Here is a 13,239-nt window from a genome sequence, read left to right as displayed (position 1 = left end):
CCGCGCTCCCTTCCAATCACACCGCGATCTCAGCCTTGATCGCCGGATGCGGGTCGTAGCCTTCGAGGGTGAAGTCTTCGAAGCGGAAGGCGTCGATTTCTTTGACGGCGGGGTTCAGCTTCATCACGGGCAAGGCACGCGGTTCGCGGGTGAGCTGGAGCTTGGCCTGGTCGAGGTGATTCGCGTAAAGATGCAGATCGCCGAAGGTGTGGACGAATTCGCCGGGTTGGAGGTCGCAGACCTGCGCGACCATCATCACGAGCAGCGCGTAGCTGGCGATGTTGAACGGCACGCCGAGAAAGAGATCTGCGCTGCGCTGGTAGAGCTGGCAGCTCAGTTTTCCGCGATCGACGAAGAACTGAAACAGGCAGTGGCAGGGCGGCAGGGCCATTTTTTCGATGTGCGGCACGTTCCAGGCGCTGACGATGTGGCGACGGCTGTAGGGATTCGTTTTGATGCCGTGGATGAGCTTGGCGATCTGATCCACAGGCTCCGCGCCCGGCGCTCCCTGCCAGCGACGCCATTGCGCGCCATAGACCGGGCCGAGATCGCCGTTTTCGTCGGCCCACTCGTCCCAGATGGTCACTTTGTTCTCACGCAGGTAACCGACATTCGTGTCGCCCTTCAAAAACCAGAGAAGCTCATGGATGATCGAGCGTAGGTGCAGTTTTTTCGTGGTGACGAGCGGAAAGGTGGTGCTGAGGTCGTAGCGGCTTTGTTCACCGAAAACGGAGTAGGCTCCCGTGCCAGTGCGGTCTTCACGGTAGCTTCCGTGTTCGAGCACTTTGCGCAGCAGGCGGTGGTATTCTTCCATCGTCCAGTCATAGCGGGGCATGCGGCGGATGCAAACGCGGCGGTTGCAGCAGCGCTCCCCTGCCTCGATGCTCCGCCCATGGCCGATCTGCCTGACGACAGCACTTTGCGCACCCGCATGCAGAAACTCCGCCTTCGCGAGGAGGATCTGGAGGAGTCGTTCATCCGTGGTTCGGGCGCTGGCGGCCAGAAGATCAACAAAACCAGCTCCACCGTCGTGCTGCGGCACATCCCCAGCGGCATCGAAGTGCGCTGCCAGCGCGAGCGCTCGCAATCGCAAAACCGCCTGATTGCCCGCCAGGAACTCTGCGAGCGCTTGGAAGCCGCGTTTCAAACCGCCCAACTCGAAATCCAGAACGAGCGCGAAAAAAAGCGCCGACAGACCCGCGCCCGCCCTCGCGGCCTGAAACGGCGTTTCGTCGCCGGCAAACGACACCGCGCAGGAATCAAAGAGGGGCGTGGAAAAGTCGGGGGCGACGAGTGATCCGCGAACGTTCTTGCCACAGCGACTTCACGCGGCATGATCGCCGCTCCCATGAAAGCGCTCGTCCTCACCGCCCCGTCTGAGTTCAATTACGATCTCAACTTTCCCGAACCCACGCCCGCCGCTGGCGAAGTGCTGGTCAAAGTGCAGGCCTGCGGCATCTGCGGCAGTGACATTCACGGCATGGACGGCCGCAGCGGCCGCCGCCAGATGCCCATCGTGATGGGCCATGAGGCTGCGGGCGAAATCATCGGCCTGGGCGAAGGCGTAACCGGCTGGAACCTCGGTGATCGCGTGACGTTTGATTCGACCGAATACTGCGGCGAATGTGAGGAGTGCAAAGCCGGCTTCGTGAACCTCTGCCCAAACCGCCGCGTGCTGGGTGTGTCGCCGGGTGAATACCGCCGCCACGGTTGCTTTGCCGAAAAGATCGCGCTGCCGACACGCATTCTCTATCGCATCCCCGAAGCGCTCTCTTATGAGAAGGCGGCCTTTGCCGAACCGGTGTCGATCGCACTGCATGCGGTGAATCTGGCCGATGGAGTCGAAGTGGGCGAGGCCTTCACGACGGTGGATAAGACCTGCGGTGACGAGAGCTGCGAAGGCTGCGATTGCGAAAGCGAATCGAATGGCGGCACCGCCGTAGTCGTGGGAGCCGGTTTGATCGGCCTGCTGGTCATTCAAGCGCTCAAGGCGCGTGGCTGGGAAAAAGTCATTGCCGTCGATCTCGATGACAAGCGCCTCGAACTCGCCCTCAAGCTGGGTGCGGCGGAAGTTTTCAACGCGAAACAAGAAGGCTTGGCGATGCACATCCGCAAGATCTGCGGCGGCGACGGCGCTGACGCGAGCTTTGAAGTCGTCGGCGCTGCCGCTCCGCTCGATCTCGCAATCCGCAGTGTGCGGAAAGGCGGCCAGGTCGTTCTCATCGGCAATCTACAGCCGAACACGCCTTTCCCATTGCAGGAAGTCGTCACACGCCAGATTACGATCAAAGGCTCATGCTCCTGCGCCGGTGAGTATCCCGAGGCAATCCGCCGCATCCAAGACGGCAGCATCCAAGTCGAGCCGCTGCTCAGCGCCGTGGCCCCGCTGGCTGAAGGCGCAGGCTGGTTCAAGCGCCTTTACGACAACAAAGAAGGCCTGCTCAAAGTGGTGCTGCAGCCCGCCTGATTGCCATGATTCGCCTTTTCCTCCTGCTCTCACTGCCGCTCTACATCCTCGACCAGCTCACGAAGAGCTGGATCGTGGCAAACTTCCGGCTCTATGAAACCGAGCGGGAGATCATCCCCGGCATCTTTTGGCTGCACCACGCGGCGAACACCGGCGTGGCCTTCGGCATGTTCAACGGCACCGAGTACGCGAACTACGCCTTCACCGCCGTCTCTCTGGCCGCGCTCACATTCATCTATGTGATGCATCGCAAAGGGCTCTTCCCCGGCAAGTTGAGCCGCCTCGCCGTGGCGCTGCTGGTCTCCGGTGTCTTTGGCAATCTCACCGACCGCCTGTTCCGCACGCATGAGGGCGGTCATCTCTTCGCGGGCACGTTCCTCGACGGCTATGTGGTCGATTTCTTGAAGTTCGACTTCGGTTTCCCGCCGTTTCATCCCTGGCCCTCGTTTAATGTGGCCGACTCGTGCGTCGTGTGCGCGGCAATCTTGCTGGCGATAGCGTCGTTCGTGGAAACGCCGGCACCGTCCAAGAAGGCGTGATTCATTCCACCGGCGGCGGCGCCCAGCGATAAATGCCGCCGAGCCACGCGGAACTGCCCGGCGGTGTTTGTTTGCGCTGCGTTTCCACCCACAGGAAGCCGCCTTTTCGTCGCAAACTGACGCGAATGTCTTTCGCATCCTCCGGCACTTCGGGTTCGACGAAGACCGCCTCCGCCGTGCTTTCGCCATTCTTCGATTTCACCGCTTCGGCTGGTATTTGACCCGCCAGATCCATCCCCTGCAACTCGCTCACCCGCGTGCAGGAGAGGTTCACGCGCAGTTTGCCATCTTTCGCACGACGGATGCTCACATGACCGCCAAAACCATCGTCATACTCGCCGTCCCACGCTCCGGCACTTTTCGGGTCAGGCTGCTGCTGCATGAAGGAATAACCCAGAGCAGTGGCTTCAGCGAGTTTGAGCCAGTAGTTGGCGTCTTTCTCCTGAAGCGGCGGCTCTTTGCCTGCTGCGAAGGGTTGCGCAGGCTTCGGCTGCACCGGCGCGGGTGCTTGATAGGCGATCTTCATCCAGCGCTCTCGCAACACGGCCCAGCCCGCCTTCCAGTCTGAGGCCAGCGGCTTGTCCACCGCAGGCCAGGAGCGCGAGGCGTTCTTCAACGCCGCCGCCAGACGATCCTCGGCGGCTTGAAACTCTTTGCGGGCCAGTTGCACGCGCTTCTCATCACTCACCCGACGATAGATGCCCAGGATGCCCGGATCCTGCGGCATTTTTTGTTCCGGCTTGAAACTGATCTCCATTTTCGACTCGCCACCCTTGGCGATGAAATACGAGCCACGGTCCTGACCTTCATCGACGACAGCGGCAAACACGATCTGGTTGTCCTTCCGCGTCCCCTGCCCTGACCAGCGTCCTGTCGATCCTGGATCAGCCGCCATACGAACGCTGACCTCCACACGGCTGCCTGAGGTGCTGATAGTGAGATAGCGCTGCCCTACTTCATCAAAAAAATGCGAGACACCTGGCGACTCAACAGCTTGGGCAATCGTCCCGGCCAGGCACAGAACCAACAAGGGGACGAAGTTCGAGTTCAGGCGTGCATTCATCGTCGCTCATTCTCATAAGCGGATGCCGCATGTGCAAGAATTAGAAAAGGAGGTTTTAACGAATCCTCTATAATGATCGCATTTTTGGTCAAATCGGGCCGCCAAACTGGCTTTGGACTCGAAAATTTACACCAAAACTGTCCTGCCGCTTTCAAGAGGGCTTTGAGTAGTCAGTTTCGCGATTTTTGTAAATTGTTTATTTTCAATTATTTAGCTCAAATCGAGGTGTTTGAAATTATCAAATTTACAATTTTATGAGTTATTTCTGATATAGTTGTTGCAGTGATTCTGAATTTTGCTATAAATACTAGCAGAAACAAGAACCACTTACGCAGCCATGAAAACACTCATCCGCCTCGCCCTCACCGTCAGCCTCCTCACAGTCGCTACCGCCGCGAACGCTCAGAACGGTTATTCAGCTGCCGGCTACTACGCCGCTCCTCAGGCCCAGGCCGCTTACGCCCAGCAGCAGGCCAACGCTCAAGCTTGGGCCGCCTACAACGCCCAGCAGGCCAATGCTCAGGCGTGGTCCAACTACTACGCCCAGCAAGCTGCCGCTCAGCAGGCTGCTGCCCAACGTGCCGCTGCTCAGCGCGCTGCCGCTCCTGTCGCTGGCAATTCGCAGATCCGCTTCGACGGCCGCTTCGCTGCCGTCGGCCAGACCGCTCCTCAGGCCCTTCAGTTCGCCGTTTATGCCGCCAACACCCTCCAGAACAAGCCCTACGTGCTTGGTGGCGGCCATCGCAACATCGAAGACAGCGCTTATGACTGCTCCAGCAGCACTTCTTACATCCTCATGAAGGCAGGATTGCTGAACCGCTGCCTGTCCAGCAAGGAATTCGCCACCTATGGCGAAGCTGGTGCTGGCCGCTTCATCACCATCTGGGTGAAGCCTGGCGAGCATGTTTTCATGACCATCTGCGGTCTTCGCATGGACACCTCCGGCCAGGTCACTGGCGAAGGCCCCCGCTGGCGCACCAAGGGCCGTAGCTATGCCGGCTTCAGCCCTCGCCATCCTTTTGGCATGTAATTCTCATTTTTGTGACTCGATTCTCACTCACGAAACCAACAAACCGTTCAAACCTGAAACTCACCCACCTAAAGCACCTCAAACCTCTCAAACCTACGAATCATATGAAAACGAACACCACCTCCTCCCACAACGAAATCACCCTCGGCTGGACCTCAATGCCTGCTTATGGCGAAGTGATGAACAAGCTCGTTGGAACCTCCCACACCAATGTGACGAGCAGCCTGAACCTCGAAAAGAAGGGCCTTATGAGCTCTTTCTGGAGCATGCTCAGCAGCGCCAAGTAAGCGCCACCTGCGATCCCGCCCTTCGCCTTGCGCTCTGCATTGCGGCTGGTATGGCTGAAAGTTTCCCAAGCATGCAAGTTCTCCGTTCCATCGAGACGCTTTCCACCCTTCCAGGCCCCCTCGCCCTTGCCGTGGGTGTGTTTGATGGCCTCCACCTCGGCCACCAAGAGGTGATTCGAGCCGCTCAAGAGCATGCGGCCCAGCATCACGGCACTGCGGTGGTCGTCACCTTCGATCCCCATCCGGCGCATGTGCTGCGCCCTGGATCAGCGCCGAAACTGCTCTGCGGCCCGCGTCATCAGCAGTTGGTCCTCTCTCAAATCGGCATTCCCTGCCTGCTGGCCTGCCCCTTCACGGCTGAGACGGCGAAAACGCCCGCACGCGAATTCATCCAGCAACTCGTCGAGGCCGCACGTCCGCTGGGCTGCATCTCCGTCGGCTACACGTGGAATTTCGGCCACAAACGCGAAGGCAACATCCACCTGCTCATGGAAATGGGCCAGAAGCACGACTTCGCCGTGTATGGCGTGCCGCCGTTGAAAATCGACGGCGAAATCGTCAGCAGCACCTTGATCCGTGAAGCCATTTCCACAGGCAACTTCACCAAGGCCGCCACACTGCTTGGCCGCGACTACTCCGTCTTCGGCACCGTCATCGAAGGCCAGAAACTCGGCCGCCAGCTCGGTTCCCCCACCGCGAATGTCGATGTGGAAAACGAGCAACTCCCGCCGCTCGGCGTTTATGCCGTGCAGGCACGCATCGGCGATGCCTGGCTGCCCGCTGTCGCCAATCTCGGCCGCCGACCCACCGTCGCTGAAAATGCCGAGCCTTCGCTCGAAGTGCATCTCCTCGACTGGAGCGGCGATCTTTACGGCAAGGACTTGGAAGTCCGCTTCACGAAGTTCCTGCGTCCTGAGATGAAATTCAGCGGCCTCGACGAACTCAAGGCGCAGATCCAGCGCGACATCGAAACGGCGCGTGTTTGAAAGTACGACGGACACTCCTGTCCGTCGATTCCACGCGCGCGCCGCTCACACGACAGACAAGAGTGTCTGTCGTACTTTTACTTCTTCGGCTTCGGCGCCTCCTGCTTCGGATAACCTTCCAGCTTCACCACGCTCACCGCTGTTTCCGTGGGAAAATCCGCCGGCACCGCCGCTGTGCGCTCCACATTGCCCGTGGCCACCCATTCCGTGCCGCGTTGCAGGATCGTGTAAAAGCCGCGATCCAGCATCGAGTAATCCGCATGGCCCAGCGTGGTGTGAAACACACGGCCCTTGTGATAGGCCAGCACCAAGTTGTTCGGCTCGCTTACCGCCGTGAGATCCGACACCGCCGTGCTCAGCACGTCCACATTCTCCGCCGGACCACGCAGCTTGCTATAAAGCTCGTCCTTCGCATGCAACCAGCGCTTCGGCAGACCGCGGGTGATCGGATGATCAGGATTCTGAATCTCCACCACAAACTCATGCTGCGCCCCATGCGCGCCGCCATTGCCAGCACTCGTATCGCGGAACAGCTTGCCGTCCTTCACATATAACCAAGGACCCGACTTCTCATTGCGTCCACCCCAGCCACCGACGCCAATCATGTCATTGTATTCCTTCCAGTCAGGAAACGAATTGTTCGCCGCATGCACGGAGACGAAACCACCGCCATCCGCGACATACTTCGTGAAGGCAGCGCGCACGGCTTCCGGCCACGGTTCGCCGTTGTAGTTGCTCACCACCGCCTTGTAATCGCCAAACACAGGCTTCCACGCGTCCCAAGCCTCTTTCGGCGCACCCTTCGGTGGCGTCGTGCTCACAGCGACCGTGAAGGCACCGCTGCTCTCCAGCGCGTTCTTCAGCACCGGCGTGGTGATGTCCCATTTGTGATTGTTTTGCCCGTCCACGATGAGGACTTTCAATGTGTCGGCGGCTTGCAGGCTGCCGAAGGCGAAAACGAGTGCGGAGAGAAGAAGTGAGCGCATAAGAAGCCTCGTTGCTACCAGCCTGCCCCAGTTTTGGCAAGAACGAACGCAACGCGCGGCCCGTAATTCACCTTGACCCTCCGTGCTGCACCTGCCCACAGTGAGATGTTCCTCCTGATGTCTCTGCTCATCGCTGCTCTGATTTACCTGAACCTGTTGCTGATCCTCGCGGTTGTCTCCGCCTCGGAAACCGCCATCCACAGCGCACGGGACGTGGAGGCGCAGCTTCTGACCGCCGGCGAAGGGGACGTGGCCAACAAACTCCGCGCCATCACCGCCAACCCCTTCGCGCAATTGCACCGCGCGCTGCTGCTCTCCGCCGCGCTGAACCTCGCGCTCGCCGCGCTTGGCCTGTGGCTTGTCACCGGCCCTCTGCGTGCGCTCGGCTGGAATCCTTGGGCCGCCTCATCCATTCTATTCTTGGCAACGGTCCTGCTAGGAGACATGGCCCCGAAATTTTTTGCCGCGCGCAATCCCTCCGTGGTTTTGCTCGGCAGCCTGCGTCTTCTGCATCCGCTGCGCAATGTTCTCGATCCTCTCGCCGCCCTCGTCGATCGCGCCACCGACGCCCTTCTGCAAAAATTCGTCGCCAAGCATGTGAAGACGCGCCTGCCCGTCACACGCGACGAGTTTGAAACCCTCGTCGAAATGCGCCAGGAGCAGGGCCTGCTCGACAACGATGAGAGCGCCATGATCCACGAGACGCTCGACATTGAGGCGCTCACCGTGCGCGACTGCATGATCCCGCGCGTTGATCTCGCGCTCATGAGCAGCGAGGACACGCCGGAAAAGACCACCGCCGTGCTCGAAAAGGCCGCCAGCCGTTTTGTCGTCGTCTATGGCGAGACGCCCGACTCCGTCGAAGGCGTGATCGACACCGGCGCCTGGAAGCTCGCCAACCGTCCACCTTGGAACACGCTGCTGCGCACCCCTGCCTTCGTTCCAGAAACGATGCCCGTGCTCGAAGCGCTCGATCATCACCTGCAGAGCAATGACCAGCCGGTGCTCATCGCCGATGAATACGGCGGCCTCGAAGGCATGATCACACGCCGCGAGATCGCCGACTGGCTGCTTTATGATGCCGCCCCGTGGCATGGGGAAGGCTCCGAAATCCGCGATCTAGGCGGCGGTCGCTACCTGCTCGACGGCGGCACGCGGCTCGATCATCTGCAAAAGGAACTCGACATCGAGATCGACGTCGGCGGCATCGACACCATCGGTGGTCTCGTCTTCAATCAGCTCGGCCACGTACCGAAGCCTGGCGAACGCATCACCATCGCCAGTGCCGACATCAAAGTCCGCCGCATCGTCCGCGCCCGCATTCAGGAGGTCGAGTTGCGCCTCAAACCCAAGCCCTCCGACGAAGCCGCGGACATCTGATCTCAAATTACTCATTTCCAATTTCAGCTTTCAGCTTTTTCCCCGTGACCTGGTTCCTCATCCTCATCGTCTGCCTCGTTCTCTCCTTCGCCCTTTCGGGTCTGGAGAGCGCCGTGCTGGCCGTGAGCCGCGTGCGTGTGCGGCATGCCGCCAGCGAGGGGGATCGTCGTGCGCGCCGCCTGCTGCCGCTGCTGGAGGATCGTGATGCCCTCATCGGCTGCATCACCGTGGCCAACCACATGACCAATCTCGCCGCCTTCGTGCTCATCGCGCTGCCGGTCATTCGCAATGCCAGCCTGTGGGGTTACGCGCTCGCCTTTGTGCTCGCGCTGCCTGTGTTCCTCATCGGCCTGGAAGTGATGCCGAAGAAACTTTTCCGCCGTTATCCGTTTCGTTCGCTGCGCAGCGTCTCGCCCCTCGTGCATCTGGTCGGACTGGGGCGGCCCTTGTTCCGCGCCTTTGCCGCCGTGCGAAACCCATCCGAAAGCACCGAAGCGCCCAGTGAATCACGTCTTGCACGCGGACGCGACGATTTGAAGGTGCTCGCGCACGAGCTCGCCGCGCAGCACCAGCTTTCCGCCACCGCCACGCATCTCATCGGGCGTGTGCTCGACTACAAAAAGCTGCGCGCCGTCGATCTCATGCAGCCGCTCTCGCGCAGCATCGCCCTTGCTACGGAAATGTCCGTCAGCACCGCGCTCATCATCGCTCGCGAGCAAAACTGCACCCTGCTGCCCGTCCTCGGCGAAACCGGCAGCTTCATCGGCGTGCTCGACACCACCGAGCTTCCCGCCACGCTGCCTCCCGACCGCCTCGTGCGCCATCACATGCGCAACCTCGACACCGTTCCCGCCAGCCTGCCCGCCCTGCACACGCTGCAACGCATGCGCAAGCAGGGCCGCCGCCTCGCCATCGTCCTCGACGAACGCCAGGCTCCTCTCGGCCTCATCACCGAGGAGCGTCTGCTCGAACCGCTCATGCATTGAGTTGGCAAGAGGCCTGAGTTAGAGGTTATAAGTTAGGAGTCAGGCATGACTTGTTTCATCTTTCACCGGCTCTAACTCCTCACCCTTAACGCATAACCTCCAACCCGCCCGTGCCCTCCCTCCTCTTCGCCACCTCGAACGCCCACAAGACCGAAGAAGTCGCCGCCATCCTCGGCAGCGCCTGGCAGGTCGAAGATCTCCGCGCCCATCCCGGCATCACACTCGATGAGGAAACTGGCGACACCTTTGAAGCGAACGCCATCATCAAAGCCGTCAGCGGCAGCCGTGGCGCTCCGGGTTTGCTCGTGCTCGCCGATGACTCCGGCCTTGAAGTCGATGCCCTCGGCGGAGCGCCCGGCGTGCGCAGCGCCCGCTATGCCGGTGAAACCGCCACCGCCGCCGACAACCGCGCCAAGTTGAAAGCCGAACTCACCAAGAAGGCGATGTACTCTCGCTTCATCGGTCGCTTCCATTGCTGCATGGTCCTCGCGCGCGATGGCGAGGTGCTCCATGTCACCCACGGCAGCGTCGAAGGCCGTCTCATCACGCATGAGGTGGGCGAAGGCGGCTTCGGCTACGATTCTCTCTTCATTCCTGACGGTTTCACCGAGACGTTCGGGGTTCTTCCCGCCGAGACGAAAAACCAGCTCAGCCATCGTGCCCGGGCACTCGCCGCGATGAAGAAAAAACTCGCCGCACTTCGCTGATCGCATGCGCTCTCTGGCCTTCCTTCTCACGCTCGCATTGGCAGGCTGTGTTCAACCACGCGCCGTGGTCGAAACGGAGCCTCCTCAGCCATCACTGGCCCCGCGCTACCCGTCCTGGGATGAAGTCCCCGCCCCCTGGCCAGACGCGGCGGTCGTGCGTCCCACGCCATCCGGCTGGCGTCTCGATGCCCCCGCTGAAAGTCAGCCGCTCATCGGTGATGCCTCTGTGCAAAATCTCAGCGTCAGCAGGCACGGTCATTCCGTCGAAGTCCAGTTCGTCCTGTTCGACAGCCGCAGCTACGAGCTCAAAGTCCTCGACCAGCCCGAAGACTGGTCCGGCGGCGGCAAGATCACCGAATGCATGCGCAAAGCCGGAGCCATCGCCGGGGTGAATGGCGGCTTCTTCACGCCGCAGTTCACCCCCATGGGCCTCATGATCACCGACGGGCAGAAAACCGGTGCGTGGCAGTCCAACAAGCTGCTCACCGGTGCCGTCGTCGTGCATCACACGCCGCAACTGCTCTGGAACACCGAGGTGCGTGACACCAGCAGCTCGAGCGATCTCCTCCAAGCCGGCCCGCGCCTCGTCGATGCCGGTCGTGCGGTGCCGAATCTTGAACGCCGCAAGCACGCCACGCGCACCTTCATCGCCACCGATGGCGCGCAGCGCTGGATCTTCGGCCTCGCCCGCAACGTCAGTCTCGGCGAACTCGCCGACATCCTCGCCACCCCCGGCCTCATGCCCGACTTCCCGGTGCATCGCGCCCTCAATCTCGACGGCGGCCGCTCCTCCGCCCTCTACTACCGCACCGCCGACGGCCGCGAGCACACCGACCCCGGCTGGAGCACCGTGAGAAACTACCTCGGCATTGTGCCACGATAGGGGCGCGTTTGCGATGGTTGACGGTTGTTTGCAGTGGTTGACGATGGTTCTTCCAAACCAAGAACATCGAACCTTTAACCTCTAACTTTTAACTCTTAACAGTTCTCCATGTCCCCTTCCTCCAAAACTTTCCTTCTCGATCTCCTCGCCACGCCGAGTCCCACCGGCTTCGAGGCACGCGGCCAGCGCAAGTGGGCGGCCTACGCACGCAAGTTCGCCGACCGCGTGGAGAGCGACGCCTACGGCAACGCCTGGGCCACGCTCGATGGCGACAAGGATGGCCGCCGCCTCATGTTCGAAGCTCACGCCGATGAGATCGGCTACATGGTGCGGTTCATCTCCAAGGACGGCTTCATCTTCGTCGATCGCATCGGCGGCAGCGATGTCGCCACCGCACGCGGCCGTCGCGTCGATATTCTGGGCGACCAAGGCACCGTGCGTGGCGTCATCGGCAACACCGCCATGCACATCCGCGACCGTGAGGACGAAAAGGTGCCGAAGGCCCATGAACTCGCCATCGACATCGGCGCCTCCAGCGCCAAGGAAGTCGCCAAGGCCGGCATCCGCGTCGGTCATCCCGCCGTCTATGCCGACGGCGTCGAGGAACTCGGCACCGACAAGCTCTGCGGCCGGGCCTTGGACAACCGCATCGGCGGCTACATCATCGCCGAGGTCATCGCCCGCCTCAGCAAGCGCAAAGCCCGCCTGCCCACCACCGTCTATGCCGTCAACGCCGTGCAGGAGGAGATCGGCGGCCATGGCGCACGCATGATCGCCCACCGCCTCATGCCCGATGTCGCCATCGTCGTCGATGTCACCCACGCCACCGACACGCCGCAGATTGATCTCAAACTGCACGGCAGCGTGCAGCTCGGCGGCGGCCCCACGCTCACCCACGGCGCAGCCAACCACGTCGAAGTCGTCCAGCGCCTCATCGCCGTGGCAGAAAAGGAAAAGATCCCCGTCCAGCACGAGGCCACCTCCCGCACCACCGGCACCGACACCACCGCCATCTTCATCCAGCAGCACGGCATCCCCAGCGCCCTCGTCTCCCTGCCCTTGCGCTACATGCACAGCGTCGTCGAAATGGCCCACCTCCAGGATGTCGAGCACACCATCCAGCTCCTCACCGCCTTCGCCGAAAGCGTGAAGGCCAAGGACGTGTTTCGGGTGAAACTGTAGGTGCAGTGCGGCAATGACTGTCACGTTGATTGAACCGAGGAGGATGCACGAACCGCTCAGTTATGGGTGTTTTTATGGAAATTACATAGGCAGGAAGGGAGTCATCCTATTGACTAACTTTGCGATTCAAAATGTATAAAATTAGCACAATGTCTAATTTTAGATGCCTCAACTGCGTTTTTACTCTAGAATCAGTACAAGTTACGCTGTTTCTTCACTAACTTTACCAAAGCAAGCCCTCACTTCTCATGAATACCCCGGTCTCTTCAAGGCTACTGGAGGTCCTTGACCTCATGAATGAACTCACCTTACCCGAGCTTCTCGTGATAAAGAAGATGGTCGACCCACGCATCACGTTGCTTCAACAGTTTTCTGAGCAGAAGAACCAGTTCGCTGAGGATGATGCCATTCGTGAACGAGTGGCCGCCTATGTCACGAGCCGCAAGGACAAGCTCAGCGGGCCGCAACTAGCGCTGTGCTCCGCACTCTACATCGAACTTAGTGGTGCGGTGTCATTCACGAGCCGTCAGGTCAATGTGCAAATCGAAGCCTGGCATGCGAAAACCTCGAACATCAGTTCCAATATGGAAACGCTGCACGACAGAGGTCAAATCATCCGACAAGGAGAGGATGCCAAAGGCAAGCACCAGTCCTACACCCTGAGCAGCACAGGGCGCGCCGACGCGATGCGGCTGATCAACACCTTGGACGTGATCGAAAAGGTAGCCTGAAGCACCCATGCC

15 protein-coding genes are annotated in these 13,239 nt (G+C 60.6%); 12 read left to right on the top strand and 3 right to left on the bottom strand.

Annotated elements, in window-relative coordinates:
- Positions 1-16: 16 nt before the first annotated feature.
- A complete protein-coding gene (locus tag U1A53_RS23530) occupies positions 17-814 on the bottom strand; it encodes a thymidylate synthase (RefSeq protein ID WP_322284322.1) in 798 nt (265 codons plus the stop codon).
- Positions 815-892: 78 nt separating this feature from the next.
- Between U1A53_RS23530 and U1A53_RS23525 the strand changes: the two genes are divergently transcribed.
- The 3 genes from U1A53_RS23525 to lspA are packed head-to-tail and all read left to right on the top strand — an operon-like array spanning position 893 to position 3,006.
- Positions 893-1,297: a peptide chain release factor-like protein gene (locus tag U1A53_RS23525; RefSeq protein ID WP_322284318.1), complete on the top strand. Its 405-nt coding sequence runs from the start codon at positions 893-895 to the stop codon at positions 1,295-1,297.
- Between the two features lie 51 nt (positions 1,298-1,348).
- Positions 1,349-2,467, top strand: a complete 1,119-nt coding sequence (locus tag U1A53_RS23520; protein WP_322284317.1) for a galactitol-1-phosphate 5-dehydrogenase — start codon at positions 1,349-1,351, stop codon at positions 2,465-2,467.
- 5 nt (positions 2,468-2,472) lie between these two features.
- Positions 2,473-3,006 carry a signal peptidase II gene (gene lspA, locus U1A53_RS23515; protein ID WP_322284316.1) on the top strand — a complete coding sequence of 178 codons (534 nt, stop codon included), beginning with the start codon at positions 2,473-2,475 and terminating at the stop codon, positions 3,004-3,006.
- Between the two features lies 1 nt (position 3,007).
- Here the strand turns inward: lspA and U1A53_RS23510 are convergent, their stop codons facing one another.
- Positions 3,008-4,069 carry a hypothetical protein gene (locus U1A53_RS23510; RefSeq protein WP_322284315.1) on the bottom strand — a complete coding sequence of 354 codons (1,062 nt, stop codon included), beginning with the start codon at positions 4,067-4,069 and terminating at the stop codon, positions 3,008-3,010.
- Positions 4,070-4,406: 337 nt separating this feature from the next.
- Here U1A53_RS23510 and U1A53_RS23505 point away from each other — a divergent pair, with 337 nt between their 5' ends.
- The 3 genes from U1A53_RS23505 (at position 4,407) to U1A53_RS23495 (ending at position 6,372) form a co-directional block, all read left to right on the top strand.
- Positions 4,407-5,099, top strand: coding sequence for a hypothetical protein (locus tag U1A53_RS23505; protein ID WP_322284314.1), 693 nt, complete (start codon positions 4,407-4,409; stop codon positions 5,097-5,099).
- Positions 5,100-5,203: 104 nt separating this feature from the next.
- Positions 5,204-5,386: a hypothetical protein gene (locus tag U1A53_RS23500; protein WP_322284313.1), complete on the top strand. Its 183-nt coding sequence runs from the start codon at positions 5,204-5,206 to the stop codon at positions 5,384-5,386.
- A 71-nt stretch (positions 5,387-5,457) separates the two neighbouring features.
- Positions 5,458-6,372: a bifunctional riboflavin kinase/FAD synthetase gene (locus U1A53_RS23495; RefSeq protein WP_322284312.1), complete on the top strand. Its 915-nt coding sequence runs from the start codon at positions 5,458-5,460 to the stop codon at positions 6,370-6,372.
- A 77-nt stretch (positions 6,373-6,449) separates the two neighbouring features.
- Here the strand turns inward: U1A53_RS23495 and U1A53_RS23490 are convergent, their stop codons facing one another.
- Positions 6,450-7,358, bottom strand: a complete 909-nt coding sequence (locus tag U1A53_RS23490; RefSeq protein WP_322284311.1) for a ThuA domain-containing protein — start codon at positions 7,356-7,358, stop codon at positions 6,450-6,452.
- 117 nt (positions 7,359-7,475) lie between these two features.
- Between U1A53_RS23490 and U1A53_RS23485 the strand changes: the two genes are divergently transcribed.
- The 6 genes from U1A53_RS23485 to U1A53_RS23460 all read left to right on the top strand — a co-directional run bounded on the left by U1A53_RS23485 (position 7,476) and on the right by U1A53_RS23460 (position 13,227).
- Positions 7,476-8,738: a CNNM domain-containing protein gene (locus U1A53_RS23485; RefSeq protein ID WP_322284310.1), complete on the top strand. Its 1,263-nt coding sequence runs from the start codon at positions 7,476-7,478 to the stop codon at positions 8,736-8,738.
- A gap of 44 nt (positions 8,739-8,782) precedes the next feature.
- Positions 8,783-9,724, top strand: a complete 942-nt coding sequence (locus U1A53_RS23480) for a CNNM domain-containing protein (protein WP_322284308.1) — start codon at positions 8,783-8,785, stop codon at positions 9,722-9,724.
- Positions 9,725-9,834: 110 nt separating this feature from the next.
- Positions 9,835-10,431, top strand: a complete 597-nt coding sequence (locus U1A53_RS23475) for a non-canonical purine NTP pyrophosphatase (protein WP_322284307.1) — start codon at positions 9,835-9,837, stop codon at positions 10,429-10,431.
- A 4-nt stretch (positions 10,432-10,435) separates the two neighbouring features.
- Positions 10,436-11,314 carry a phosphodiester glycosidase family protein gene (locus tag U1A53_RS23470; RefSeq protein ID WP_322284306.1) on the top strand — a complete coding sequence of 293 codons (879 nt, stop codon included), beginning with the start codon at positions 10,436-10,438 and terminating at the stop codon, positions 11,312-11,314.
- Between the two features lie 108 nt (positions 11,315-11,422).
- Positions 11,423-12,496 (top strand): M20/M25/M40 family metallo-hydrolase, encoded by a 1,074-nt coding sequence (locus U1A53_RS23465; RefSeq protein WP_322284304.1) that lies wholly within the window; start codon positions 11,423-11,425, stop codon positions 12,494-12,496.
- A gap of 293 nt (positions 12,497-12,789) precedes the next feature.
- Positions 12,790-13,227 carry a hypothetical protein gene (locus tag U1A53_RS23460; protein ID WP_322284303.1) on the top strand — a complete coding sequence of 146 codons (438 nt, stop codon included), beginning with the start codon at positions 12,790-12,792 and terminating at the stop codon, positions 13,225-13,227.
- The last annotated feature ends 12 nt before the right edge of the window (positions 13,228-13,239 follow it).

Source organism: Prosthecobacter sp. (genome assembly GCF_034366625.1).
Lineage (GTDB): Bacteria > Verrucomicrobiota > Verrucomicrobiia > Verrucomicrobiales > Verrucomicrobiaceae > Prosthecobacter.
Note: the sequence above shows the minus strand (reverse complement) of the source record. Positions and strands in the feature narration are given on the sequence as shown.